We start from the raw sequence: 24,774 nt of genomic DNA, 5'->3' as shown, positions 1-24,774 counted from the left end.
TCCCCATTATTGGGTGAGCGGGTCTTTTACTGCGACGAGCAGAAACTCGTGATTCCCATCACCCCCTTTAATAGGGCTGTCGATGTAGGTCACTACTCTCATCTCTAACTCGGACATCAGCGTTTTAAAACGCTCCTCCAGCTCTTTATAGAGATCCGTCGATTTGACGATTCCCCCCTTGCCTATGTGCTCCTTTCCTAACTCAAACTGAGGTTTCACCAGTGTGACTAGGTAGCTCCCTCTGTCCAGTAGTTGGCAAAGTCCCGGCAAAATAAGGGTTTGCGAAATGAATGAGACATCCATAACGGCTAGATCAAACTGTCCAGTGGGGCTGTGTGCTTTTAGCTCAGGCTTGAGTTCACGCGCGTTATAGCCTTCAAGGCAGGTCACCTTTGGGTTGGATCTCAGCTTCTGTGCCAGCTGGTCATGTCCCACTTCAATACCTAGTACAGAGGCGGCACCCTGTTGAACGAGGTAATCGGTAAAGCCACCGGTTGATTGTCCAACATCGATGGCATGAACATCGTTAAGATCAATTTGGCAGATCTCAACGGCGCCTTTCAGTTTCAGTGCACCACGCGAAACGTACTGGTCGACTTCAGACAGAGTCACCTGAAACTCAGTCGACTCGGGAAGCTTGATGCCGGGTTTGCTTAAGGTGCGCCAGGCTTTATCAAGGTAGCTAACGCGCCCCTCTTTAATGGTACGTTGTGCTTGCGTGCGACTATCACACAGACCTTTATCCAGCAGTAGTTGATCAGCGCGTTTCATCTTGGCTCCCAAATTAGTTGGCTAATAGTAAACAAAGTTCTACTACTTGTCAGAACCAGGATCTCTGCGATAATGGCCTGAGTTTAATATTCTTGATCAGGAGCGCTTCATGTCTAATCGCAGCACCATCTCTACACCCAATGCACCGGCTGCCATTGGTACCTATTCACAAGCTGTCAAAGTGGGTAACACGGTCTACATCTCAGGTCAGATTCCTTTGATTCCAGAATCGATGGAGCTGGTGACTGAAAGCTTCGAAGCGCAGGCCGTTCAGGTGTTTGAAAATTTAAAAGCGATTGCTGAAGCGGCAGGTGGCTCGCTCAACGAAGCAGTGAAATTGACTATTCTTTTGAGTGATATGTCGCACTTTGCCAAGGTCAATGAGGTGATGGCGCGTTACTTCGACGAGCCCTATCCAGCGCGTGCTGCGTTTGCTGTGAAAGAGTTGCCTAAGTCAGTCGATATCGAGATCGATGCCATCATGGTGACAGCCGACTAATCATGCCTCGTCCTCTTGTTGCTGAGGTTGATTTAGCTGCCCTCAAACATAATTTGGCACTGGCCAAGCAGCAAAATCTGCAGGCCAAAACTCTGGCCGTGGTTAAAGCGAATGCTTATGGTCATGGCGCTGTTAAGGTGGCGCTAGCCTTAGAGTCTGATGCCGATGCCTTTGGTGTTGCCTCTATCGAGGAAGCGCTAGAGCTGCGTGAGGGTGGCCTTAAAGCGCCTGTTCTGCTGCTTGAAGGTTGCTTTTCAGAGGAGGAGTTAGCCTCTTGTGAGCGTCAAAACTTTTGGGTGGTCTGTCACAGTGACTATCAAATTGAGTGGCTAATTCGCTATCTGTCGACGACCGATTGGCGACCACAGATCTGGTTAAAAGTGGACTCTGGTATGCATCGCCTCGGTTTTGATGCAGATGCCGTAGCGGGTGTAATGGAGCAGTTCTCCTCTATAGAGGGACTGCCTACACCGGTTATGATGAGTCACTTTGCCTGCGCCGATCAGCCTGCCCATCCTCGTAATGAGGTTGCACAGTCGCGGTTTAATCCAGTCAAAACTAACCTCAGTAGTTTTGCTAACTCTGCCGGAATTTTTACCCAAGCAACGCCTGCTGATAGTTGGCAGAGGCTAGGCATTGGGCTTTATGGTGGAACGCCGAGTGAGCTGGGTTTGCAAGGTTTGCAGCCTGCTATGACGCTGAAAACAGCCATTATTGCGTTGCGCGATATTTCACCGGGTGAGTCGGTGGGTTACGGTGCAACCTATACCGCGGAATCACCTCGTAAAATTGCGACGATCGCCATTGGGTATGCCGATGGCTATCCGCGCCAAGCGAAGCAAGGTACACCTGTGTTGGTTAATGGTGTTGAAGCACCGATCGTCGGTCGTGTCTCAATGGATATGATTACCGTTGATGTGACCGATTTGCCGTCAGTGTCGGTAGGTGATGAGGTGATCATGTTCAATGAACAGTTACTTGCGGATAGGGTCGCTAAATGCTGCGATACCATCGACTACACGCTGTTTGCGGGGCTAACAGCGCGTGTTCCTAGGCGGTATTCTGAGTGAGTCTCTGGAAAACGCTGTCAGAGCGGGTGACAGGCTGAAGGCCAGTCACCATGACTCCGTAATACGTTACGTGCACCGGTGACTGGCTTTAGCCTGTCATCCGCCTTCTATTTAAGCTCCAACCTACCACATCAAATCATCAGGAATCGCGTAATCCGCATAAGGATCATCCTCATCACTCACCTGTTGATCGCTAGACAGAGGAATGATTCGTTCAGGACGACGCTGTTCTATTCGTTCTGCCACAACGGCCGGTACTAAAGCATAACCTTCACCGAGTTTAGCGACCCGTATCTGGGCGCGAGTAAGCGGCTGAAACATCGATTCATCGATGTAGATGTGCTTGATGGTCTTGCCATCAGCGAACTGGTAACGAGTCTCTGCGCGCTCTGATATTGTAATTTGATGATGTTCAATCAGCTGCTTCACTTGAGCATCGATCGCTCTCTCGGCCTGTTCGGCATCACGTGCCTCATTCAAGGCGCGATCTTGTGCCGCTTTCTGCTCGCGTTTGGCTTGGATATCCGCTTGCTGTTTGGCTTTTTCTGCAGCGACCTCATCAGGAGACTGCTTTTTCTTTTTGCGCTTCTCAATCGTCGCCTTTTTTGCCTGTTGTTTGTTAGCAAGGCCCGCTTTTAACAATTGGTCCTGAAGTGATCCCGCCATGACACCTGTTTCCATAAGTTCTAGAATGCGCGGAGTTTAACATAGCTTTTTCATTGAGGTATTTGTGAATTTAGTTGAGTGGTTAACCCTATTAGCGGTCTGTACTTTGGGGGCAGTTTCACCCGGTCCCAGCCTTTTGGTTGTTGTAAACCAGGCGTTAAATGGATCCCGTGTTCATGGTCTATTAACTGCAATCTCGCACGGTTTAATGGTCGGTGGTTGGGCTCTATTGACGGTCGTAGGGTTAAGTCAGCTGCTGGCTCGTTTGCCTTGGATAGAGGTGGGTTTAACCGTCATCGCCGCCCTTTATCTACTGAACATGGCACGCGGCGCTTGGCAGGGTGGATCGATGAAGATTGCGCCTGAAGAGCGCGCGCGAACCAGTTATTGGCAGGCGATTCGTGATGGGGCCGTTATTGCGACCTTCAATCCTAAGTTGATGCTCTTTTTTATTGCGATTTTTGCCCCTTTTGTCGGCTCTGAATCAACCTTTGAAACGCAGACGCTGCTGGTCGTAACGCCCTGGGTTACTGATACCCTCTGGTACATCATCGTTTCGCTACTGCTAAGTACACGCAAAAGCTTGGCGCTACTGGAAAAGCACGAGCAGCGAATCAATCGAGGCATGGCGGTGGCATTGACGCTTCTGGCGGGTGTGATGCTGTCAGGTCTGCTTTAACTTCATTTGCAATAGCCTAGCGGGGTGCTTATACTTCGCGCTCCTCATTCGAGGTGTTTTTGTGGTGGCTCCATTGGTCCTCCCGCAATGATAAACCGTGAACCTGGTCAGGCCCGGAAGGGAGCAGCCACAGCGGTCGACTCATGTGCCGGGATGTGGCTGGTGGGGCCATCTCCATTTCTGGTAAAAATTCCCGCTGTTTGACTCTCCCTCACCAACGATAAATGTTAGTATCGGGTTAAAATTTTCCGACCACCGAGGATAGGATGAGTTATCAGGTTTTAGCCCGTAAATGGCGTCCCCGTCGTTTCGTTGAAACGGTAGGGCAGGAGCACGTTCTAAAAGCGCTTGTGAATGCGCTCGACGAGAACCGGTTGCACCACGCCTATCTGTTTACCGGCACGCGAGGTGTGGGTAAAACCTCCATTGCACGTCTGTTTGCTAAAGCGCTGAACTGCCAAGAGGGCGTCAGCTCGGAGCCATGTGGTCGTTGTAGCTCCTGTATCGAAATTGCTGAAGGTCGATTTGTTGATCTTATCGAGGTCGATGCGGCTTCACGTACCAAAGTGGAAGATACCCGTGAGCTGTTAGAGAACGTGCAATACGCACCAACTCAAGGTCGCTACAAAGTCTACCTAATAGACGAGGTACACATGTTGTCGACCTCGTCATTCAATGCCTTGTTGAAGACGTTGGAAGAGCCACCACCGCACGTTAAATTCCTACTGGCGACAACCGATCCACAGAAACTGCCAGTGACCATTTTGAGTCGTTGTCTTCAGTTCAACCTGAAGAACATGGCGCCAGAGAAGATCGTCTCTCACCTTCAGTTTGTACTGGGCGAAGAGTCCATCCCCTTTGATGACGCTTCACTCTGGCTGATTGCGCGTTCTGCGGATGGGTCTATGCGTGATGCGCTGTCGTTGACCGATCAGGCCATTGCGTTTGGCTCTGGTGCGCTGCGTGAAGGTGATGTGCGTGCTATGTTGGGTACCATTGATCATCGCTTGGTGTTTGATCTACTGGATGCGATTGTGGCCGGTGACGGTAAAGCAACGATCGATCGAGTAGCAGCCATGGCTGAGTTTTCGCCCGATTTTGCTGGTGTATTAGCTGAGATGATCTCGATTCTGCATCGAGTAGCCTTGGCTCAAGTGGTGCCTGCTGCGATCGATAATAGCTTAGGGGATCAGGCTCAGATTCAAGCGCTTGCTGGCAAGGTGCGTGCAGAAGAGATACAGCTCTACTACCAAATCGCATTAACAGGCCGTCGTGATCTGCCGATGTCACCGAACCCTCGTGAAGCATTAGAGATGTGCTTGTTACGTATGTTGGCCTTCCGTCCTGTCGATCAGCGTCCTATCGATGCGCCACCCGTTAAGCCGTCTGAGATCTCTAGGCCTGTTGAAAATGAGCCTGCTGTCAGTGAGCCGGAACCACAGCCAGCGATCGAAACGCCAGTTGTTGAAAAGCCGCTAGAGACTCAAGCGACGCTAGCGCAGCCAGAGTCTGCTCCAGTGAATGATCCCCCGCCATGGGAGGATATTCCCGCTGAGGCCTATGCAGATCAGGAGCCAACGGCAAAAAAGTTTGAAGCGGACTCGATGGAGGCCGTATCGGCTCCGTTGGAGTCCGCTAGGGTTGAATCAACTGAGCCATTTAAGCCAGTTGAGCCCATAGATAAACCCATGGGCGAGCCGGCTGCTGAACTCGTTGAATCTAACGACAGTGCGATTGATCTGTTTGGCGAAGAGACGCCACTGGCAACCTACGATAAGCCGGATGAGCAACCAGTAGTTGAAGAGGTTAAGCCATTTGAGCCGGTTGAGCATATTGAACAGGCTAAAAAAACTGCAGAAAAATCAATTACGCTCTCCAACGTTGCACTTGAAGATTGGGTGCATTTAATTACACAACTGAATCTAACCGGTATGACCGAGAGCTTGGCTAAGGCGATGTCCTTAGAGACACTTCAGGGGAATCGTATGGTGTTGCACTATACGGCTGAGCAGGAAGCGCTCTTTAATGATCAGCACAAACAACGTATTGCTGATGCGATAACCGCATTTTTCCAAGAGCCGATGTCGGTCGATTTTCAGCTGGCTGAACAGACGCGTGAAACGCCGGTGAACTACCGCATTCGCCGTGCTGAAGAGCGACGCATAGCGGCGGTAAGGCATTTGAAACAAGATCCCAATGTGGAACGATTAATTGAGATGTTCGATGGACAGTTAGATGAACTCTCCGTTGAGCCTTTAGAGATAGAGTGAGGTCATAGTTATGATGAAAGGTGGAATGGGCAACCTAATGAAGCAGGCCCAAAAGATGCAAGAGGACATGCAGAAAGCGCAAGAGGAGATCGCTCGCGCTGAAGTGACGGGTGAAGCGGGTGCAGGTCTTGTCAGCATCGTTATGAACGGTCGTCACGACGTAAAACGTGTCAGCATCGATGACTCTTTGATGGAAGAGGATAAAGAGATTCTAGAAGATCTTATCGCTGCAGCGGTTAATGATGCGGTGCGTAAGGTTGAAACCACCAGCCAAGAGCAGATGTCGAAAATCACCCAAGGTATGGGTATGCCACCTGGCTTTAAGATGCCGTTTTAATTATGTCGTTAACCCCTAAGCTAGAATCGCTAATCAGCGCACTGCGTCGCCTACCGGGAGTGGGCCCTAAGACGGCTCAGCGTATGGCGTTGCACCTGTTAGAGCGTGATCGCGATGCTGCCATCCAGATCAGTGGTGCGCTGGCTGATGCTGCTCAGAATATTGGTGAGTGTGAACAATGCCACTCGCTCTCTGAGCAGGCCGTCTGCGATATCTGCAGTAATGCAGCGCGTGATCGTAAAACCTTGTGTGTTTTGGAATCACCGATTGATCTGATGGCGATCGAGCAGACGGGGGGCTACGCAGGCCTCTATTTTGTATTGGGCGGGCACCTGTCGCCGATCGATGGAGTAGGGCCGGAAGATTTGAAAATCGATCAGCTTTTGGATCGAGTCTACCAGGGCGAGATTAACGAACTGGTGTTGGCCACCAATCCAACGGTAGAGGGTGAAGCGACCGCTCACTACATTGCCGAACAGCTTCGCGATGTTGATGTCAGTATCAGTCGTATTGCTCACGGGGTGCCTGTAGGTGGCGAGCTTGAGTACGTAGATGGCGGTACTCTGGCGCATGCGCTGGCCGGTCGCCGCCAGATGGAGCGATAAGTTGATAGATTTTAGCGGTTACGACTTTGCCAAGCTGAGACAAGCGGCCAAAAACCCAATCTGGATCGATACCGAAGAGCAGTTGGCTCACTACTGTCAGCAGTGGTTAGAGGTGCCGTTGATTACCTTGGATACTGAGTTCATTCGTACCTCCACCTTCTACGCAAAGCCAGGCCTGATTCAAGTCGCTGATCAGCACAGTGTTTATCTGATTGATCCACTGCCTATAAAACGCTGGCGCCCATTCAGAGAGCTGCTAGAAGCGCCTCAGGTCTTAAAGGTTCTGCACGCTTGTGGAGAAGATGTTGAGTTGTTTAAACATCGCTATAAAGCGGCACCCTCACCGATGTTTGATACCCAAGTCGCGGCCGCTTTTTGTGGTTGGGGTTTCAGTATGGGACTTCAGCGTCTTGTTAAACATGCGCTGGATATCGATCTGGATAAGGGTGAAACCAAGTCCGACTGGCTACAACGCCCGCTAACTGATAATCAGACACTCTATGCGGCACTGGATGTCTGCTACCTAGCCGAAATCGTTCAGATGCAGTTTAAAGAGCTTGAGAAGTTGGGGCGCACCGAGTGGGTCAAAGAGGAGTGCGAAGAGCTAGTTGCCAGTGTCATTGCTAACGAAGCGAATATTGATGACTACTATCGACGTTTCTCACAGCTCTGGAATATTCCGACGCGTAAGTTAGCGGCTCTGCGAGACCTGACCATTTGGCGTGAACGCACCAGCCGTTTGAGGGATAAAGCCCGCAATCGCATCTTGTCTAACCATCAGATTATCGATGTGATTCAGCAGTGGCCCAATAAGCGCGACGATTTGAGAAAAATTGAAGGGTTGCGTTCAGGCAACGTCTGGGATTTTGGTAACGATATTATTCGCTGCCTAAAAAATGCTGATAAGTCAGCCCAAGATAACCCGCCAGAACCGATTGAGCAGCCTTTGAAGTTCAAGTTTCATGCTCACCTTAAAGCCTTACGTGCAGTAGGCGCCAAAGCGGCGGAGCAACATAATGTGGCGCCGGAGCTGATGCTCAGAAAGCGAGATATTGAAGCGTTGATTCGCACAGGTGTTGAGACAGGTCATTACGAATTGCCAGATAGCCTGTGTGGATGGCGAAAACCTTTGATTGGTCAGGCTCTGCTTGATCAGCTAGCAGAATTAAACGAGTCAAACTGATGTTAATTTGTTCTATTTATAAAAGCTCAAAAAAAGATGAGATGTACCTCTACGTTGATAAGCGTGAAGGTCTAGAGCGTGTTCCAGAGGCCCTTATCGAGATCTTTGGTACTCCCGTTCACTCTATGGATATGCCACTAACGGCCGAACGTAAATTGGCGCGCGCCGATACTGCAAAAGTGCTTGAAAGCATTCGTGACCAAGGTTTTTACCTGCAGATGCCGCCCCCTAAAGAGGACTACATGCTCGATATCCACATGGACCGTCCAGAGACAGGCGTCCGCTAATGTCAGAGGTGTTTTGGCGCAGTAAATCACTGGAACAGATGACCCACGACGAGTGGGAGTCTCTCTGTGACGGCTGTGCCCTCTGTTGTCTGCACAAGCTGGAGGATGAGGATACAGAAGAGGTCTACTACACCACCGTCGTTTGCCACCTTCTGAATACCGATAACTGCCAGTGCACGGATTATCCTAACCGATCTACTCGCCAGCCCAGTTGTGTCAAATTGCATCCAAAAGATGTCGAAGAGTTCCACTGGCTACCGCAAAGTTGTGCCTACCGCTTGATCTATGAGGGGCATGAACTTCCTCAATGGCATCCGTTGGTCAGCGGTGATCAGCGCAGTGTCATCGAAGCTAACGCTTCTGTCTTGAGCTACTACGAAGTCAAAGATAACGAAATCACAGAAGATGAGTTCATCGATTACGTGATTGAGCCAGAATAACCTGCTTTTACAAGAAATCATTATGTCTCAAATTCAATGTGCCAATCTCTGGCAGATGAAACGGGGTATTCAAAGTGTTATTGAAGGGTTTACCCCCGCTTTGGATGCTGCTGTGATAGCGCGTTTGGAGGAGTTAGGGTTCCATCAAGGCGCACGCGTTTTATGTACTCAAGCACCTCGTTTGGGCGCTCCTAAATTGTATAAAGTGGGTAACGCAGTCTACTCACTTGAAAAGACAATCGCAGAGTGTGTGATTGCACATCCGGTCACGTCTGAATAATGAAACAACTACTACTGGTCGGAAGCCCTAACTCGGGCAAATCGATGCTGTTCAATCGTCTTACCGGCATGAATCAGCGTGTGGCAAACTTTCCTGGAATCACAGTCGATACCTCAACGGGCCCAGCGGTCGGTCGATCAGACCTATTGGTGGTCGATTTTCCTGGCGCTTACTCTTTAACCCCTCTTTCGGGCGAAGAGCAGGTTGCTGTAGATGCCTTCTATAAATTGTTGGACGTTCCTGTCGGTCACATAGAAGCCGTGGTCTGTGTTGTCGATGCGACCCGCATGGAGAAAGGTCTTGTATTTGCGTTGCAGGTCAGGGAGGCCTGTCGACGTGCTGGTCACCCCGTGATGATTGTGACCAATATGCATGATGTTCTAGAGAGTCATAATCAGAGCGTTGATGCTGAAGGGCTGTCGCAACGCTTGGATATGCCCGTCATTCCGATCTCTGCAAAGAGTGGTGTAGGCGTCGATCAAATCATTACACGCTCAGGGCAGGGGATAGAGGTTCCAAAGGGTGAGCTAAAAGAGGATCTGATTGCGTTTGACGCTTCTGTGTTCCGAAATCTAGCGGAATCGTTGGCGAATGAGTTTGGTCCCAAAGGGGACTACCTGCTTCTGGTTCATAACCGAGCGGATCAATTCTTCCTCAGTACCCTGACGGGTGGTCTGAGTTTTCTGTTGATCATGTTTTTATTGTTCCAGGCGATATTCAGTTGGGCCGCTCCTTTGATGGATGGCGTAGAGTCACTGATTGGACTCACGGCAGACTCCGTGTTGCCTCTGATACCAAGCGGTATGCTGCATGACTTTGTCAAAGATGCTCTGTTTGGCGGGCTGGGTGCTTTTTTGGTGTTTGTACCTCAGATTTTTATTCTCACGTTGATCGTCGGTTTTATGGAAGATTCAGGGTACCTCGCTAGGGCCGCTGTCATCTGTCACAGACCGCTTCGCGCTTTTGGTCTAACTGGTAAAAGTTTTGTCCCAATGTTATCGGGTGTCGCCTGTGCTATCCCAGGCATCTATGCAGCACGAACCATAGAGTCACCAAGACGTCGCTGGTTAACCTACTTTGCCATTCCGCTTATGCCTTGTTCGGCTCGACTACCTGTCTATGGGCTTCTTATTGTCGCGTTTATTCCCAATGAGTCACTTCTAGGTGGTGCAGTAGGGTTGCAAGGTCTGGCCATGTTGGCGATCTATCTATTCGGAATCGTTATGGCCTTGTTGATCGTGTCGTTACTCTCTAGAGTAAAGGCAGGTAAGGGGAGTGATCTCCCATTTGTTCTCGAGATGCCTCCCTATCGTCTACCGGGTGCAAAAACTTTAGGCCAGTTGGCTTGGTCACGCAGTGGTGATTTTGTGAAACGTGCAGGCCCCGTGATCTTCTGGGTCAGTTTGGTGGTCTGGGTGTTAGGCTACTTCCCTAATCAGGGAGCTAATTTGGGTGAATCCTGGTTGGGGGCTATTGGTAAATTCATAGCGCCTATCTTTGAACCCATCGGCCTTGATTGGAAGTACGGTGTTGCCATTATCGCGTCGTTCCTAGCGCGAGAGGTCTTTGTCGGCACACTGGGTACACTCTATGGTATTGAAGGTGCCGAGGAGGAGTTCACCTCCTTGGCTCAACAGATTCAGGATTCGGGCATCTCTTTGGCTTCTGGGGTCGCTCTGTTTGTCTTCTTCGCCATTGCTGCTCAGTGTGTCTCAACACTAGCAACGTTGCGCAGGGAGAGCGGTAGCTGGTCGCTGCCGGCCGGTCTGTTTGTGGGGTATAGTGTTTTGGCTTACAGCTTGGCTTGGATGGCTTATCAAGGTTTAAGCTATTTCTAATTGGAGTTGTTCGGGATGAAGGAATTTGTACTCGCCATTGATCAGGGCACTACATCGTCGAGAGCGATCGCCTTCGATGCTAATCTTTCGCCCATAGCGACAGCTCAGCAAGAGTTTACTCAGATATTTCCTCAGTCTGGCTGGGTTGAGCATGACCCTGAGGAGATCTGGTCTGTTACCGCGGGCGTCTGCCTTCAAGCGATCGAAAAATCTCATATAAACTTAGCCTCTATCGCCTCAATAGGGATTACAAACCAACGAGAGACGATCGTGGTTTGGGATAAGCGAACGGGTAAGGCGATTTATAATGCAATTGTATGGCAAGATCGTCGGACCGCCGATCACTGCTCTACCCTAAAACAGAACGGCTTTGAGCCCCTGTTTAGGCAGAAAACCGGTCTGCTATTGGATCCCTACTTTTCAGCGACTAAGGTGGCTTGGATATTGGATAACGTATCGGGCGCTCGTGAAGCGGCCGAGGCGGGTCATTTGCTCTTTGGTACCATTGACTGTTATCTCATCTGGCGGCTAACGGGTGGTGAAGTTCACGCCACGGATGCGACTAATGCTTCAAGAACCTTAATCTACAACATTCATGACGGGTGCTGGGATGATGAGCTTCTTGGGCTGCTGGATATCCCCTCATCTATGCTTCCAGTAGTCAAAAACTGTGCAGATGATTTCGGTGTTACTCGGCCAGATCTGCTGGGTGGTTATGCCATTCCGATCTCTGGAGTGGCTGGTGACCAGCAGGCAGCCACACTGGGGCAGGCCTGCTTTTCACCTGGTATGTTGAAGTCTACATACGGTACGGGATGTTTTGCCCTGCTTAATACGGGTGATCAATGTGTGGAATCAAAACATCGTTTATTGAGTACGATAGCCTATCAGTTTGATGGAAAACCCACCTACGCTTTGGAGGGGTCCATCTTTATAGCAGGCGCTGTCGTGCAGTGGTTGCGTGATGGTTTGAAAATCATTCGTGATGCTTCAGAAACAGAAACGCTTGCTAACAGTGCGGACCCTGATAACCGCCTCTATCTAGTGCCAGCCTTTACAGGTTTAGGTGCTCCCTACTGGAACTCAGAGTGCCGGGGAGCAATCTTTGGCATTAATCGAGATACCGGCATAGAGGATCTTGCCAGAGCAGCGTTACGTTCTGTCTCTTATCAGACCAGAGATCTCCATGAAGCGATGATCTCTGATTGGCAAAGCGTTGATCAATCTCTTGGTCAATCGATCCTTAGAATTGATGGTGGTATGGTGGCTAATGATTGGATGGCTCAATCTCTAGCCGATATTTTACAGGCGCCCGTTCATCGACCAGAGATTATCGAGACAACCGCGCTTGGTGTTGCATGGCTGGCGGGTATGAGTATCGGCCTATATCCTGCTCAGGATGAATTTGCAGGCTCATGGGCGCTGAATCGAGAGTTTCTTCCCAATATGTCCCCTGAAGACGCCAATCAACGATATGCTGGTTGGAAAGAGGCCGTCGGTCGTTTGCTGGTCGATAAGCAAAAGCTTTAATTAGGGCACTTCAGATCCTTTTGCTGCGGTCAGCAGTTCAAACCAGGTCTCTCGATCAAGCTCAACATGATTGACCTGATGCAGCGCTTTTATTCGATCTAGATTGTTTGTGCCAACAACAGGAAGAATATTGGCAGGGTGCACTCTTAACCAGGCCAGTGCGATATGTTCACGCTGGCACTGTTGGCTCCTCTCAATTCGTTTTAGTAGGCTGTCTAGCTCTGAATTGAGAGGTTGGTTAAACAGTTGGCCGCCAGCCAGTGGTGACCAGGCCATCGGCAGTAGCTGATCGAGTTGCATCGCTTCCAGCGTTCCATCCCAGAGTGAACTCTGTTTAAAGAGATTGATCTCAATTTGATTGGTGATCAGTCGATTCGTCATTTTCGACTGCAGTAGTTTCCACTGCCACACTGAAAAGTTAGAGACACCTACGGTTCTGACTAAGCCTTCTTTAATGAGATCGTCCAGTGCCTCTCCGGTCTCTTCGGCATCCATTAATGGATCAGGTCTGTGAATTAATAGGGTGTCTAGGTAGTCGGTATGTAAGTTCTTCAGACTCTGTTTGACCTGCTGAAATAGGTATTCACGCGAGGTGTCATAATATTTAACTCGTCGCTCTGGGTAGTGATCTGAGATCAAAGCGATATCACATTTGCTAATCAGCTCCATCTGGCCTCTTAGGGATGGATTGGCTTTCAGTACGTCGCCAAAGAGTTGCTCACACTGATAGTCACCGTAGATATCTGCATGGTCAAAGGTCGTTATTCCCTGATCCAAACAGGCTTGGATTTTGGCTTCGGTACTTGAAGTGGTTGGCTTGGACTCTGCGAGTCTCCAGACACCATAAGCCAGTTCGCTGAATGTTAGATCGTAATGAAGAGTTTTGATTCGTTTCAATCTAGAGCCCCGATTTTTAGATTTTTTACCAGTCTAAATATTGTCAATTTGAGGTTCAATATAGCAATGAAATAGCCAAAAAAAAGAGCGCCGAAGCGCTCTTTTTCAGTGTGTCGGTAATCTTAGGATTACTGACCCATCTGCTGCTTGATAAGGTCACCGATAGTCGTTGGACCAGCAGTTTCAACTTCAGCGTTCTGTACGGCTTTAAGAGCAGCTTTCTCTTCAGCTTGATCTTTCGCACGGATAGAGAAGGTGATAACGCGGTTGCGACGATCAACACCTACAATCTTACCTTCAACGCTGTCGCCAACGTTTAGAGCAGTTGTAGCGTCTTCGATGCGCTCTGCAGCGATGTCAGATGCTTTAAGAACAGCTTCGATACCTTCAGCAAGTTCAACAGTAGCAGCACGTGGCTCAACTGCTGTAACAGTACCAGTAACGATTGCGCCTTTCTCGTGGCCCGCTAGGAACTCAGAGAATGGATCGCTTTCTAGCTGTTTAACGCCAAGAGAGATACGCTCTTTCTCTGCGTCAATAGACAGGATAACTGCTTCAACTTCGTCGCCTTTCTTGTAGTCGCGAAGTGCAGCTTCAGCATCAGCTTCCCAAGTGATATCTGACATGTGTACTAGGCCGTCTAGATCGTTGTCTAGACCAACGAAGATACCGAAGTCAGTGATCGTCTTGATTGTGCCAGATACTTTATCGCCAGCAGCGTACTGCTCAGAGAATGCAGCCCATGGGTTAGTTGTACACTGTTTGATACCCAATGAGATACGACGACGCTCTTCATCAACGTCTAGAACCATAACTTCTACAGCATCACCAACCTGAACGATTTTAGATGGGTGGATGTTTTTGTTAGTCCAAGACATTTCAGAAACGTGTACTAGACCTTCTACGCCATCTTCTAGAGATGCGAAACAGCCGTAATCAGTTAGGTTTGTAACCTTACCTGATACACGAGTGCCTGCTGGGTAACGGTTCTTGATCGCTTCCCATGGATCTTCAGATAGCTGCTTAAGACCTAGAGAGATACGACCGCTCTCTTTGTCGAATTTGATGATCTTAACGTCGATCTCATCACCTGGAGTTAGCATTTCGCTTGGGTGAGAGATACGTTTCCACGCCATGTCAGTGATGTGTAGAAGACCGTCAACGCCGCCAAGGTCGATGAACGCACCGTAGTTAGTAAGGTTCTTAACGTAACCTTTAACTGCTTGGCCTTCTTCAAGATCAGCAAGGATCTCATCACGCTGTGCGCTGTTAGCTTCTTGAAGAACTGCGCGGCGAGAAACAACAACGTTGTTACGCTTCTGATCAAGTTTGATAAGTTTGAATTCAAGTTCTTTGCCTTCTAGGTGATCAACGTCACGTACTGGGCGAACGTCTACCAATGAACCTGGTAGGAAGCCTTGGATGTTGTTGACGTTTACAGTGAAACCACCTTTAACTTTGCCAGAGATGTAACCTTTTACGATCTCTTCCGCTTCAAACTTAGTCTGAAGAACTTCCCATGCTTCTGCACGTTTCGCTTTCTCGCGAGAAAGTTTAGTTTCACCGAAACCGTCTTCTACAGCTTCTAGTGCAACTTTAACGTCATCACCAATGTTGATTTCAAGTTCGTTCGCATCGTTAAGGAACTGAGAGCGTGGAATAACCGCTTCAGACTTAAGACCAGCGTTAACAGTTACCCAATCAGCATCGATATCAACAACAGTACCAGTTACTAGGGTACCTGGAGTCATCGCAAGTTCTTGGAGGGATTCTTCAAACAGTTCAGCAAAGCTTTCGCTCATGAAAGTGTCCTATTTTGGGTGCCAGGGGATGGCACACTAGCCTATGACATCAGCTTCATAGGGTCGGTTCATCGTCATCTCCGATGACTTGCTAAGCTGATGGATGCAAGCTGACGGAGTTATAAAGAGGGCGAAATTATACAGGAGTGTTAGCGGTGTGCAAAGCGGAATTGGTGTTTTTTTGAGCAGTGGACAGCGGTTGGGAATAGTCTCGAGAAGAAGGGGAAAGAATTACAAATCGCTAGTGCGGTTTGATCGCGGTTTGTCGCTGCGCTCCAATTCGCTCCTACAGTCGAGCTACGTAGATAATTTTTTCCGAAGTCCTACTGTAGGAGCGAATTGCCCGAAGGACAAGCCGCGAAAGATTCGCTTAGCGAATCGTATCTCACATTCCGCTATCAACCCGCCAAACGAGACTGATCCTCTTGAAAGAACATCTCGATCATATCGATGCTCAGCTCACTGGCTTCGCGAAGCACGGCTTCACTGTCGGGATCAGTGATCTCTTCACCGGGTGCTGTCTCTGTCAGTAGCTCATCAAGCGTCTTAATAGGTTGTTCACCCTTTGCCATGCGACGCTGATTCTCTAGATCGATTTGAGCCTGCTCCATCTGATCGCGTTGGGCTTTTAACTGCTCTTCATTGAGCGGCAGCCACTGCATCGATTTCTGCTCATTGATCAAGGCGATGGTGTCACGCATGTGCTGAAAATCAGGATCAGTTTGCGTTCTTTGAGTATGGCGGTTTTGCAGCTCAGGAACCCAACGATCGAGTGATGAGTAGCTGCCGTAACGAACAGGCCTTACTTTGTCCCAAGGGAGGGCAAAGTCGAGAGCGCTTTCACCGATTTCGCTCTGATCAAACATCGATGGAAACTCGATATCTGGAGCTACTCCTTGGTGCTGAGTACTCTCACCAGAGATACGATAGAACTTCGCGGTTGTGAATTTTAGCTGCCCATGACGCAGTGGTTGAAGAGTCTGCACAGTCCCTTTGCCGAATGTGCGACTGCCAACGACCAGCCCTCGGCGGTAATCTTGTATTGCACCGGCGAAGATTTCCGAAGCCGATGCACTGAGTCGATCAATCACAACGGTTAAGGGTCCAGTCCAAGTGGTCTCTGGGTTGTAGTCGCCCAGCACATCGACACGACCTTCAAGATCACGAATCTGCACGGTTGGGCCACGGCTAATAAAGAGACCCACCAGTTCATTGGCCTCTCGCAGTGAGCCACCACCGTTTTCGCGTAGATCAACAACCAGAGCATTAACGCCCTGTCGCTTGAGGTCTTCAATCAGTACCGCTACATCACGAGTCGTGCTCCGGTAATCCTTGTCCCCTTTTCTGAGGGCCGCAAAATCGATGTAGAAGGTTGGGATGTCTATGATGCCAACTTTATGGATGTTGCCGTCACGCACAACCTCCATGATCCGAGACTTGGCCGCTTGCTCTTCAAGCTTTACACGCTGTCGCTCTAATTTGACGATCTTGCGTGTGCTCTTGTCAGCCGAAGTGGATGGGATGATCTCTAAGCGCACAATGGATCCTTTAGGTCCACGGATTCTGTCAACGACATCATCCAAGCGCATACCCACCACATCTTCGATCTCACCATTCATGTCTTGTCCGACACCCACGATTAGGTCGGCAGGCTTCAACTGGCCACTCTTATCTGCAGGCCCTGCCGGTACAAGGCTGACGATTTTGGTGAACTCATCTTCGCTCTGCAGGACAGCGCCGATCCCTTCAAGGGATAGACTCATGTTGATCTCAAAGTTCTCTGAGGTCGCGGGTGAAAAATAGGCGGTATGCGGGTCGTAAAGACGTGCTAAGGCATTAGCATATGATTGAAAAATATCTTCGCTATTGGTCTGCAGTGCACGATTAAGTTGCGATTCGTAACGTTTGATCAGTGTCTCTTTAGCTTCAGAAACACTCTTGTCAGACAGTTTTAGATTTAACACGGCGCTTTTTAGACGCAGTGACCAGTATTGATCCTGTTCACCTTTCGATTGAAACCAAGGTTTCTCTTCACGACTGATCGGAAGTCTGTCGTCTAGAGTGAAATCAAATGTTGGGTCCGATTTTAGAGCGTCGATCATCTGCTCTGTACGCTCTTGAAAACGGGTCAAAAAGCGTTCGTAGGCGGCAAATGCAAAGGCTAGATTTCCGGAGCGCATGTCATCGTCCAGAGTACGCTTGTAGTGAGCCAGTGAGTCGATATCGCTCTGCAGAAGGTAGCTTTTGGTTGGGTCGATAGTCTCAAAGAAGTTGTTGAAGAGTTTTTCGGAGAGTTCATCGTCGACGGCCTGTTCGCGGTAGTGGTGAGATTCCAACCCCGCGACCAGCGACTGAATGGCATTCGAGTGGACGGTCTCAGGCTTAAGGGAGGCCTGTGCACCTGTCGCTATCGTTAATGATAAAACCAAAAAGAGCTGTAACGCTCGCATGCCAATACTCCAAAACCGCAATAAAAGTAAAAATCTAATAGAGAGCAGTTTAGGCCAGCTCTCCTCATGATGTAAAATAACTTTCTTTTACTACGCGGGAGTGGTTGCGGTGGTTTTGCGAATTGCGGGTTTAGCGATTTTTTCTTTGATGTTGGCCGGTTGTGATAGCGCCTCTGACCGGGACGAGATCGAAGATAAAGAGGCGTTTCGAAAAGAGCTAATAGAGAAGGCACTGAATGACGATACTCGCAAAGCAGGGGAGGCTTTCCTAGCTGAAAATCGTCAAAAGCCGGGTGTGATTGTTCGTAGGTCGGGACTGCAGTACCGTGTCATTTCCGAAGGACAGGGCAAGCAGCCAGAGTACGACAGTGTTGTGCTGGTTGAATATGAAGGCCGCCGTGTCGATGGCGGTATCTTCGATAAGACCGAAGCCGGAAAGCCGATCAAATTCCCGCTCAATCAAGTGATTAAAGGTTGGCGAGAAGGCCTAGGGTTAATGAAAGAGGGAGCTCAGTATGAGCTCTACATTCCTGCTGATTTGGCCTACGGTGCGCGCAGTCCCAGTCGTGAAATTCCACCCAATTCAGCTTTGATATTTGATGTTAGGTTAATAGAAGTACTCGAGAAGGGTGCGGAGAAACAGTAATGGAACAAGAGCGTTTTAACCAAGATCTACTAACCTTTTTAGCAGATAGTCCAACCCCTTTTCATGCCACGCAGCAGATGGCAGAACGCTTAAGTCAGGCTGGCTTCAAAGAGCTGTTGGAACACGAAGCTTGGAATCCTGTCGCTGGCGAGAGTTACTTTATTCGTCGTAACGGTTCATCGATCATCGCTTGGCGTCATACTGGCAACTTTGATGCAGGCTTTAGAATGGTGGGCGCTCATACCGACTCACCCTGTCTTCGCGTCAAGCCAACGCCAGAGCTCTACCGACAAAATTATCTGCAGCTAGGCGTTGAAGTCTATGGTGGTGCGCTGTTGAACCCCTGGTTTGATCGCGACTTGTCGTTAGCTGGCCGGGTGACCTACCGCCAAGCCGATGGATCACTGGACAGCTCGCTAATCGATTTCAAAGAGGCGATCGCGACGATTCCAAGCCTTGCGATTCACCTAGACCGTGAGGCCAATAAAGATCGAACGGTTAACCCACAACTTCACCTCCCTGTGCTGCTAGGTCAGGCGGAACAGAAGCAAGATTTCAGAGCCTTATTGAAATCTAAATTGCTTGAACAGGGTGTGACAGAGGTCCAGGAGGTTCTGGATTACGAACTCTCTTTCTACGATGTTCAAGCGCCTGCAATGGTGGGTTTGAACAGAGAGTTTATCGCCTCAGCTCGATTGGATAATCTGCTGAGCTGTTTCATCGGTTTGCAGTCTCTACTCGACAGTGATGGCCAACAGGCTGGTGTTTTGGTTTGTACCGACCACGAAGAGGTGGGGAGTGCGAGTGCCTGTGGTGCTCAAGGCCCAATGTTGGCCCAGTGGCTAGAGCGACTCTTGCCGAACAACGAAGAGCGTAACCGTGTGATCAGCCACTCCATGATGATCTCCGCAGACAACGCTCACGGTGTGCACCCTAACTATGCCGATAAACATGACGAGAATCATGGTCCGCTGATTAATGCAGGACCGGTCATCAAAATTAACTCTAATCAGCGCTACGCCACCAACAGTGAAACCAGTGCAACCTTCCGCGCCATTGCGCAGGATGTGAATGTGCCAGTACAGAGCTTTGTGGTTCGATCTGATATGGGGTGTGGCAGCACGATTGGTCCGATTACCGCATCGGAAGTTGGTATTCGTACTGTGGATATCGGCTGTCCACAATTTGGTATGCACTCAATTCGTGAGTTATGCGGCAGTCAGGATGCACACTCACTCTATCTGATTCTGCAACACTACTTCGATAAAGCCAGAGTGTAAGAGGGTTTAGACGTGTTACAAACGGTTCATGAGCTGAATGATTTTTTAACAAACCACTTTCCGCAAGGTGAAGGCTTTGGTGCCGTTGAAGAGGCGGGAGATGGTTGGGTATTGATGCGATTAACGGTTGAAGATAGTCATTTGCGTCCAGGTGGTACGGTCTCAGGTCCAACCATGATGGGGATGGCGGATGTGGCCATCTGGTCTGCGTTGCAAACTAAGATTGGCCCCTCGCCGATGACGGTTACGGGTAACCTAAACATCAACTTCTTAAGTAAGCCCAAGCCTGTTGATATGTTGGCACGTGCACGTGTGCTTCGCGTTGGTCGAAGAAACGGGGTGGGTGAGTGTTACATCTACTCGGGTGATGAAGACTCGATGGTGGCGCACGTCACAGCAACCTATTCGATACCGGCAAAGTAAGGCCTCTAAAACAGACTCAACGACAAGGATTGGTCGATCATGGAAATTAAAGTTAACTACCTCGATAACTTACGCCTAGAGGCGAAGTTTGACGACTTCACCGTGATCGCCGATCAGCCGGTTCGCTACAAAGGCGATGGCTCAGCCCCCGGTCCATTTGACTACTTTTTGGCTTCATCAGCGCTGTGTGCTGCCTATTTCGTAAAGGTCTACTGCGAAGCGCGAGGCATCTCTACCGATAATATCCGTCTTGCTCAGAACAACATTGTCGATCCTGAGAACCGCTACAAACAGATCTTCAAAATCAGTGTTGAGTTGCCAGAAGATCTCAGTGATAAAGATCGCACCGGTATCCTTCGCTCCATTGAGCGTTGTACCGTGAAAAAAGTCGTGCAAGAGGGGCCTGAGTTTCAGATAGAGGTCGTCGACAGTCTTGATGAGGATGCCCAAGCTCTACTAGCGATTGCTACCGACAGTGAAACCTTCATTGAAGGAAAAGACGCGCCACTTGAACAGACCATCGCAAAGATGACACAGATTCTTGCTGATCTGGGTATGAAAATAGAGGTAGCCTCCTGGCGCAACATTGTCCCCAATGTCTGGTCACTGCACATTCGTGATGCGGCCTCTCCTATGTGTTTTACCAACGGTAAAGGGGCCACAAAAGAGGCGGCACTGGCCTCTGCATTGGGTGAGTTTTTAGAGCGTCTCTCCTGTAACTTTTTCTACAACGATCAGTATTTTGGCCAAGAGTTGGCTGAAGCAGAGTTTGTCCACCGCCCAGATGAACGCTGGTTTGAACTGACAGAAGAGGATGATATCCCAGAGGGGTTATTGGATGAGTACACTCTTGAGATCTACGATCCTGATCAGGATTTAAGTGGCTCTAACTTAATCGATACCAACTCTGGTAATGAGGATAGGGGGATCTGCGCTCTACCATTCCAGCGTCGATCGGATGGTGAAACGATCTACTTCCCATCGAACCTGATTGAAAACCTCTTTTTGAGTAACGGTATGAGTGCCGGCAATACCCTTGAAGAGGCTCAGGTTCAGTGTCTTTCTGAGATCTTTGAACGTGCGGTTAAACGTCAGATTCTTGAGCAGGAGATTGCGCTTCCCGATGTGCCTTCACAGGTGCTTGAACGCTGGCCGGGTATTGTGGAGGGTATCAAGGCGCTAGAAGAGCAGGGCTTTCCTGTTTTGGTTAAGGATGCCTCATTGGGCGGCCAGTTCCCAGTCGCCTGTGTCACTCTGATGAACCCTAAAACGGGCGGTGTGTTTGCCTCGTTCGGTGCCCACCCCAGTCTGCATGTCGCTATTGAAAGAAGCCTGACTGAATTGCTGCAGGGCCGCAGCTTTGAAGGGTTAAACGACCTGCCACCACCGACCTTTAACTCACACGAGCTGACTGAACCGAATAACTTTGTTGAGCACTTCATCGACTCCAGTGGTGTTGTGAGCTGGCGCTTCTTCAGTGACGCGTTTGATTACGAATTTGTGGATTGGGATTTCTCAGGTACCAACAGAGAGGAGGCTGATACCCTGTTTGGTATTCTGGAGTCGATGGGTAAAGAGTCCTATCAAGCGAACTATGATGACCTGGGTGTACCGGCGGTTCGAATTCTGGTCCCAGATTACTCTGAGGTCTATCCCGTTGAAGATCTGATTTGGGATAACACCAATAAATCACTGGAGTTTCGCGAGGCGATCCTCTGTCTGCACGAGTTGTGTGATGAAGACCTAGAGGAGTTGCTGGTTCGTCTAGAAGAGAGCGAGCTGGATAACTACACTGATATCCGCACGTTGATCGGCATTGAGTTTGATGAGAACAGCGTCTGGGGGCAGCTCACCATTCTTGAACTAAAACTGCTGATTCACCTAGCACTGGGTCAGTTACCTCAGGCTAAAGAGTTGGTTGAGGCCTTCTTGCAGTACAACGATAACACCCTAGATCGCGCGCTGTTCTATCGTGCAATGGATGCTGTCATTGAGGTGGAGTTAGATTCAGATATGGCCCTTGAGCACTATCTCAACAACTTTACCCGCATGTTTGGTAAAGAGCGGATTGAGGCTGTGGTTGGCTCGGTGAATGGAACGATTCGTTTCTATGGTCTCGAGCCAGTCGGTATGGAACTGACTGGATTGGAGCGCCATCAACGACTGATACAGAGCTATCAGAAATTGCATCAATGGCGAGCTTCTAAATAGTTAGGCCCTCAGTTACTGAGAGCGCTAACCTGTTTACTGGTCTGTTCAACCGAGTACTTGCCTTTAGCATCCTTGGTCACACGGCCTATCGCTACAAACGGGTCGTGAACGAACAGTAATCGTCCACCTCGACTTTCAAGCCCTTCAAGCAGTTGTCGCTTCTCATCAATCAACTGCTCTGGGAAACGGTCATATCCCATTGTGATGGGGAGATGAACCCAGGCGCTGCCGGGAATAAGATCTCCAGGGTAAACGACCGGTCCCTCCGGCATCTCGACTTCAGGCAGTATCTGCCCAGGTGTATGCCCTGAGCTCTCATGCAGTGTCCAACCATCTCCCAGTGTTGCTGACTGTTGTCCCTCTGGAATAATCTCTAATCGACCGGACTCCTCCAGCAGTTTGATCAACATAGGAATGTAAGAGGCTCGATCACGAGCATGAGGGTCGTTTGCGCGCTGCCACTGGACTTCACCAACTAAGTATTTCGCATTTGGGAAGAGCAGGTAAGGATCTTCACCCTCTTGCCACTCAGACAGTAACCCGCCTGCGTGGTCAAAATGGAGGTGGGTCAATAGAACAATGTCGATCTCTTCGTGGGAGACACCTGCTGCCTGAAGATTGTTGATCAGGCAGTGCTCTTGCTCTTGAATACCATAGCGATCTTTCATCTCGGGGCTGAAGAATGCGCCAACGCCAGTCTCAACCAAGATGTTACGTTTTGGGCTGCTCTCCTGAACCAGCATGGCGCGGCAGGCTAAGGGAATACGGTTAAGCTCATCAGGCTCTATCCAGCGTTGCCATAACGCGCGAGGCGCATTACCAAACATTGAACCGCCATCCAGCTTCTGTGTATTCCCCTCTATCGAGGTAATGCTACGCATGATTAAGCAAACTCTTCGGTGTCGATCTCAGTTTGTTGACCGGTACTATAGCGCTCACCGGCCACGGTATCGCGGTTAATGAGTTGTTCTAACTCATTAACAATGTCGCTACTCAGTGTGACATCGGCTGCGCCTAGGTTGTCACGCATGTGCTCGACAAAGCGAGTGCCTGGAATCGAAACAATCGAGGGATCCTTTGCACGGATCCAGGCCAGCGCTAATTGCGCTGGGGTACAGCCAGCACGCTCAGCAATGGCAACATAGTCACTCAGTAGCGCTCTGTTCTGTTCAAAGTTCTCTGGGTAGAAGCGTGGCATGGCACGGCGAATGTCTTTTTCAGCCAGTTCGTCCAAGTTGTCGATTGTGAGACTTAAAAAGCCACGTGCCAGTGGACTGAAGGCGACGAAGGTAACGTCCAGTTCACGGCAGGCGTCGAGAACCGCGATCTCTGGGTTGCGAGTCCAAAGTGAATACTCAGTTTGGATAGCGGCAACGGGGCACTCTTTATGGGCGGCTCGCAAGGTGTCAGCTGACATTTCTGAAAGACCGTAGCTCGCAATTTTACCCTCTTTTATAAGGTCAGCCATGGCGCCTGCACTCTCTTCAATTGGAACGTCAAAGTCACGACGGTGCAGGTAGTAGAGGTCGATTTGATCTGTTTGAAGGCGTTTTAAGCTGGCTTCACACTGTGCTTTGATGGTTTCAGGGCGGCCGTCCAGTGCTTTACCTTTTTCAGGGTCGATGTAGAGAACACATTTTGATGCCAAAAAGATCTCATCGCGGACCGACTTGAGCGCTTCGCCAACAACTTTCTCATTTTTGCCGCCACCGTATAAGGTTGCTGTATCAAAATGGCGGTAGCCCATCTCAAAGGCTTCACGAAACCCTTTGATCGCCTCGTCATCTGATACCGGGGTGTTGTAGGCGTGTGACATGTTCATACAACCCAAACCGATTGGGTTATTGCGTAGCATCTCAAGTTTGCTCATGAAAAATCCTTAAAAATGAGTCAATTTGTACAGAGATTAACAAGTTAGTGCGGACGAGTGAACTCGAAAAGGGGAATTAGGTATTCGAAAAAAGAAAAACGATTCGGTGCCAGAATGGACTCTGGCACCTTTATTGAGGTTAGGCTGTTGCAGCGTTTAGAGCGGCATCGTAGTTAGGCTGTTGCGCAATCTCTGGAACCAGTTCTGAATGCAATACTTTGCCATCACGAATCACCACAATGGCTCTAGCCAGAAGCCCACGCATACCTGAATCGATGATTTCGACGCCAAAGCTTTTTCCAAACTCTGGATTACGGAAGGTTGAAGCATTGCTAACGCGCTCTAACCCTTCAGCACCACAGAAGCGTGCTTGTGCAAAGGGTAGGTCTGCCGAGACATTAATCACCTCGACGCCATCATGACTCGCCAACTGCTCGTTGAACGTGCGGACTGAGGTGGCACAGGTTGGAGTATCGATGCTAGGGAAGATGTTCAAAACAACCGTTTTGCCTGCAAGATCAGATAGAGAGAACTCAGAGAGGTCGGCTGCTGTGAGTGTAAAATCTGGACAGTCACTCCCTGCAGCAGGAACATCTCCATAGGTATGTAAAAAATCTCCGCGTCGCGTAATTTGAACCATGTTATTACCTCATTAAATAGAGTGATTTTGTTATAGGTATACTCATTACGCTAGCGGCAGACACTTGGATTTAATTACTCAGAGGCAGTGATCGCCTGTT

24 protein-coding genes and 1 other RNA gene are annotated in these 24,774 nt (G+C 49.5%); 17 read left to right on the top strand and 8 right to left on the bottom strand.

Annotated elements, in window-relative coordinates:
- Positions 1 to 6 precede the first annotated feature (6 nt).
- The gene (locus tag XMA152_RS06695; protein WP_173483104.1) at positions 7 to 771 is read right to left on the bottom strand and encodes a TlyA family RNA methyltransferase; all 765 of its coding nucleotides are present in this window, start codon (positions 769 to 771) and stop codon (positions 7 to 9) included.
- A gap of 109 nt (positions 772 to 880) precedes the next feature.
- Here XMA152_RS06695 and XMA152_RS06690 point away from each other — a divergent pair, with 109 nt between their 5' ends.
- Both XMA152_RS06690 and alr read left to right on the top strand, forming a co-directional pair.
- The gene (locus XMA152_RS06690) at positions 881 to 1,270 is read left to right on the top strand and encodes a RidA family protein (RefSeq protein ID WP_173481365.1); all 390 of its coding nucleotides are present in this window, start codon (positions 881 to 883) and stop codon (positions 1,268 to 1,270) included.
- 2 nt (positions 1,271 to 1,272) lie between these two features.
- Positions 1,273 to 2,340, top strand: coding sequence for an alanine racemase (alr, locus tag XMA152_RS06685; protein WP_173483103.1), 1,068 nt, complete (start codon positions 1,273 to 1,275; stop codon positions 2,338 to 2,340).
- Positions 2,341 to 2,463: 123 nt separating this feature from the next.
- On the opposite strand, the gene XMA152_RS06680 is transcribed toward alr, so the two are convergent.
- Positions 2,464 to 3,006: a DUF2058 domain-containing protein gene (locus tag XMA152_RS06680; protein ID WP_173481363.1), complete on the bottom strand. Its 543-nt coding sequence runs from the start codon at positions 3,004 to 3,006 to the stop codon at positions 2,464 to 2,466.
- A gap of 64 nt (positions 3,007 to 3,070) precedes the next feature.
- Here XMA152_RS06680 and XMA152_RS06675 point away from each other — a divergent pair, with 64 nt between their 5' ends.
- From XMA152_RS06675 to glpK, 11 genes are all read left to right on the top strand, one after another.
- Entirely contained in the window at positions 3,071 to 3,685 is a 615-nt protein-coding gene (locus XMA152_RS06675; RefSeq protein ID WP_173481362.1) for a LysE family translocator, read from the top strand.
- Between the two features lie 71 nt (positions 3,686 to 3,756).
- Positions 3,757 to 3,853, top strand: an RNA gene (ffs, locus tag XMA152_RS06670) — signal recognition particle sRNA small type.
- A gap of 98 nt (positions 3,854 to 3,951) precedes the next feature.
- Positions 3,952 to 5,955 (top strand): DNA polymerase III subunit gamma/tau, encoded by a 2,004-nt coding sequence (gene dnaX / locus XMA152_RS06665; protein ID WP_173483102.1) that lies wholly within the window; start codon positions 3,952 to 3,954, stop codon positions 5,953 to 5,955.
- Between the two features lie 10 nt (positions 5,956 to 5,965).
- Positions 5,966 to 6,292, top strand: a complete 327-nt coding sequence (locus XMA152_RS06660; RefSeq protein WP_173481360.1) for a YbaB/EbfC family nucleoid-associated protein — start codon at positions 5,966 to 5,968, stop codon at positions 6,290 to 6,292.
- Positions 6,293 to 6,294: 2 nt separating this feature from the next.
- The gene (recR, locus tag XMA152_RS06655) at positions 6,295 to 6,897 is read left to right on the top strand and encodes a recombination mediator RecR (protein ID WP_173481359.1); all 603 of its coding nucleotides are present in this window, start codon (positions 6,295 to 6,297) and stop codon (positions 6,895 to 6,897) included.
- Complete coding sequence (gene rnd, locus XMA152_RS06650) at positions 6,845 to 8,080, top strand: ribonuclease D (RefSeq protein WP_254442830.1); 1,236 nt, start codon at positions 6,845 to 6,847, stop codon at positions 8,078 to 8,080. The genes recR and rnd overlap by 53 nt, the downstream gene beginning before the upstream one ends.
- On the top strand, positions 8,080 to 8,367 hold the full coding sequence (locus tag XMA152_RS06645; RefSeq protein ID WP_173483101.1) for a YcgL domain-containing protein: 288 nt from the start codon (positions 8,080 to 8,082) through the stop codon (positions 8,365 to 8,367). The genes rnd and XMA152_RS06645 overlap by 1 nt, the downstream gene beginning before the upstream one ends.
- Entirely contained in the window at positions 8,367 to 8,807 is a 441-nt protein-coding gene (locus tag XMA152_RS06640; protein ID WP_173483100.1) for a YcgN family cysteine cluster protein, read from the top strand. The genes XMA152_RS06645 and XMA152_RS06640 overlap by 1 nt, the downstream gene beginning before the upstream one ends.
- Before the next feature lie 22 nt (positions 8,808 to 8,829).
- Positions 8,830 to 9,087 carry a FeoA family protein gene (locus XMA152_RS06635; RefSeq protein WP_217364012.1) on the top strand — a complete coding sequence of 86 codons (258 nt, stop codon included), beginning with the start codon at positions 8,830 to 8,832 and terminating at the stop codon, positions 9,085 to 9,087.
- On the top strand, positions 9,087 to 10,925 hold the full coding sequence (locus XMA152_RS06630; RefSeq protein ID WP_173483099.1) for a ferrous iron transporter B: 1,839 nt from the start codon (positions 9,087 to 9,089) through the stop codon (positions 10,923 to 10,925). Before XMA152_RS06635 ends, XMA152_RS06630 begins: the two co-directional genes overlap by 1 nt.
- Positions 10,926 to 10,940: 15 nt before the next feature.
- Entirely contained in the window at positions 10,941 to 12,455 is a 1,515-nt protein-coding gene (glpK, locus tag XMA152_RS06625; protein WP_173483098.1) for a glycerol kinase GlpK, read from the top strand.
- On the opposite strand, the gene XMA152_RS06620 is transcribed toward glpK, so the two are convergent.
- The 3 genes from XMA152_RS06620 to XMA152_RS06610 all read right to left on the bottom strand — a co-directional run bounded on the left by XMA152_RS06620 (position 12,456) and on the right by XMA152_RS06610 (position 17,604).
- On the bottom strand, positions 12,456 to 13,352 hold the full coding sequence (locus tag XMA152_RS06620; RefSeq protein WP_173483097.1) for an aldo/keto reductase family oxidoreductase: 897 nt from the start codon (positions 13,350 to 13,352) through the stop codon (positions 12,456 to 12,458). It abuts the gene before it with no gap.
- Positions 13,353 to 13,480: 128 nt separating this feature from the next.
- Complete coding sequence (gene rpsA / locus XMA152_RS06615; RefSeq protein ID WP_173481345.1) at positions 13,481 to 15,154, bottom strand: 30S ribosomal protein S1; 1,674 nt, start codon at positions 15,152 to 15,154, stop codon at positions 13,481 to 13,483.
- Positions 15,155 to 15,552: 398 nt separating this feature from the next.
- Positions 15,553 to 17,604: a carboxy terminal-processing peptidase gene (locus tag XMA152_RS06610; protein ID WP_173483096.1), complete on the bottom strand. Its 2,052-nt coding sequence runs from the start codon at positions 17,602 to 17,604 to the stop codon at positions 15,553 to 15,555.
- Positions 17,605 to 17,713: 109 nt separating this feature from the next.
- Here XMA152_RS06610 and XMA152_RS06605 point away from each other — a divergent pair, with 109 nt between their 5' ends.
- From XMA152_RS06605 to XMA152_RS06590, 4 genes are read left to right on the top strand one after another with little or no spacing between them, the layout of a single operon-like run.
- On the top strand, positions 17,714 to 18,250 hold the full coding sequence (locus XMA152_RS06605) for an FKBP-type peptidyl-prolyl cis-trans isomerase (RefSeq protein ID WP_371813290.1): 537 nt from the start codon (positions 17,714 to 17,716) through the stop codon (positions 18,248 to 18,250).
- Positions 18,250 to 19,530 carry a M18 family aminopeptidase gene (locus XMA152_RS06600; RefSeq protein WP_173483095.1) on the top strand — a complete coding sequence of 427 codons (1,281 nt, stop codon included), beginning with the start codon at positions 18,250 to 18,252 and terminating at the stop codon, positions 19,528 to 19,530. The genes XMA152_RS06605 and XMA152_RS06600 overlap by 1 nt, the downstream gene beginning before the upstream one ends.
- 12 nt (positions 19,531 to 19,542) lie before the next feature.
- Positions 19,543 to 19,953: a PaaI family thioesterase gene (locus XMA152_RS06595; RefSeq protein WP_371813289.1), complete on the top strand. Its 411-nt coding sequence runs from the start codon at positions 19,543 to 19,545 to the stop codon at positions 19,951 to 19,953.
- 39 nt (positions 19,954 to 19,992) lie between these two features.
- On the top strand, positions 19,993 to 22,164 hold the full coding sequence (locus tag XMA152_RS06590; RefSeq protein ID WP_173483094.1) for an OsmC domain/YcaO domain-containing protein: 2,172 nt from the start codon (positions 19,993 to 19,995) through the stop codon (positions 22,162 to 22,164).
- 8 nt (positions 22,165 to 22,172) lie between these two features.
- Here XMA152_RS06590 and XMA152_RS06585 read toward each other — a convergent pair whose 3' ends face one another.
- The 3 genes from XMA152_RS06585 to tpx form a co-directional block, all read right to left on the bottom strand.
- Positions 22,173 to 23,045, bottom strand: coding sequence for an MBL fold metallo-hydrolase (locus tag XMA152_RS06585; protein WP_173483093.1), 873 nt, complete (start codon positions 23,043 to 23,045; stop codon positions 22,173 to 22,175).
- A gap of 2 nt (positions 23,046 to 23,047) precedes the next feature.
- Positions 23,048 to 24,034 (bottom strand): aldo/keto reductase, encoded by a 987-nt coding sequence (locus XMA152_RS06580; protein ID WP_173483092.1) that lies wholly within the window; start codon positions 24,032 to 24,034, stop codon positions 23,048 to 23,050.
- Between the two features lie 139 nt (positions 24,035 to 24,173).
- Positions 24,174 to 24,674 (bottom strand): thiol peroxidase, encoded by a 501-nt coding sequence (tpx, locus tag XMA152_RS06575; RefSeq protein ID WP_173483091.1) that lies wholly within the window; start codon positions 24,672 to 24,674, stop codon positions 24,174 to 24,176.
- Positions 24,675 to 24,774: the final 100 nt, after the last annotated feature.

The organism is Marinobacterium sp. xm-a-152 (assembly GCF_013282965.1).
Taxonomy (GTDB): Bacteria; Pseudomonadota; Gammaproteobacteria; order Pseudomonadales; family Balneatricaceae; genus Marinobacterium_E.
Note: the sequence above shows the minus strand (reverse complement) of the source record. Positions and strands in the feature narration are given on the sequence as shown.

What these genes read in the sequence shown, in the direction of transcription:
- XMA152_RS06695 (WP_173483104.1), bottom strand. Translation starts at nt 771, where the DNA reads ATGAAACGCGCTGATCAACTACTGCTGGATAAAGGTCTGTGTGATAGT.
- XMA152_RS06690 (WP_173481365.1), top strand. Translation starts at nt 881, where the DNA reads ATGTCTAATCGCAGCACCATCTCTACACCCAATGCACCGGCTGCCATT.
- alr (WP_173483103.1), top strand. Translation starts at nt 1,273, where the DNA reads ATGCCTCGTCCTCTTGTTGCTGAGGTTGATTTAGCTGCCCTCAAACAT.
- XMA152_RS06680 (WP_173481363.1), bottom strand. Translation starts at nt 3,006, where the DNA reads ATGGCGGGATCACTTCAGGACCAATTGTTAAAAGCGGGCCTTGCTAAC.
- dnaX (WP_173483102.1), top strand. Translation starts at nt 3,952, where the DNA reads ATGAGTTATCAGGTTTTAGCCCGTAAATGGCGTCCCCGTCGTTTCGTT.
- XMA152_RS06660 (WP_173481360.1), top strand. Translation starts at nt 5,966, where the DNA reads ATGATGAAAGGTGGAATGGGCAACCTAATGAAGCAGGCCCAAAAGATG.
- recR (WP_173481359.1), top strand. Translation starts at nt 6,295, where the DNA reads ATGTCGTTAACCCCTAAGCTAGAATCGCTAATCAGCGCACTGCGTCGC.
- rnd (WP_254442830.1), top strand. Translation starts at nt 6,845, where the DNA reads ATGGCGGTACTCTGGCGCATGCGCTGGCCGGTCGCCGCCAGATGGAGC.
- XMA152_RS06645 (WP_173483101.1), top strand. Translation starts at nt 8,080, where the DNA reads ATGTTAATTTGTTCTATTTATAAAAGCTCAAAAAAAGATGAGATGTAC.
- XMA152_RS06640 (WP_173483100.1), top strand. Translation starts at nt 8,367, where the DNA reads ATGTCAGAGGTGTTTTGGCGCAGTAAATCACTGGAACAGATGACCCAC.
- XMA152_RS06635 (WP_217364012.1), top strand. Translation starts at nt 8,830, where the DNA reads ATGTCTCAAATTCAATGTGCCAATCTCTGGCAGATGAAACGGGGTATT.
- XMA152_RS06630 (WP_173483099.1), top strand. Translation starts at nt 9,087, where the DNA reads ATGAAACAACTACTACTGGTCGGAAGCCCTAACTCGGGCAAATCGATG.
- glpK (WP_173483098.1), top strand. Translation starts at nt 10,941, where the DNA reads ATGAAGGAATTTGTACTCGCCATTGATCAGGGCACTACATCGTCGAGA.
- rpsA (WP_173481345.1), bottom strand. Translation starts at nt 15,154, where the DNA reads ATGAGCGAAAGCTTTGCTGAACTGTTTGAAGAATCCCTCCAAGAACTT.
- XMA152_RS06610 (WP_173483096.1), bottom strand. Translation starts at nt 17,604, where the DNA reads ATGCGAGCGTTACAGCTCTTTTTGGTTTTATCATTAACGATAGCGACA.
- XMA152_RS06600 (WP_173483095.1), top strand. Translation starts at nt 18,250, where the DNA reads ATGGAACAAGAGCGTTTTAACCAAGATCTACTAACCTTTTTAGCAGAT.
- XMA152_RS06590 (WP_173483094.1), top strand. Translation starts at nt 19,993, where the DNA reads ATGGAAATTAAAGTTAACTACCTCGATAACTTACGCCTAGAGGCGAAG.
- XMA152_RS06585 (WP_173483093.1), bottom strand. Translation starts at nt 23,045, where the DNA reads ATGCGTAGCATTACCTCGATAGAGGGGAATACACAGAAGCTGGATGGC.
- XMA152_RS06580 (WP_173483092.1), bottom strand. Translation starts at nt 24,034, where the DNA reads ATGAGCAAACTTGAGATGCTACGCAATAACCCAATCGGTTTGGGTTGT.
- tpx (WP_173483091.1), bottom strand. Translation starts at nt 24,674, where the DNA reads ATGGTTCAAATTACGCGACGCGGAGATTTTTTACATACCTATGGAGAT.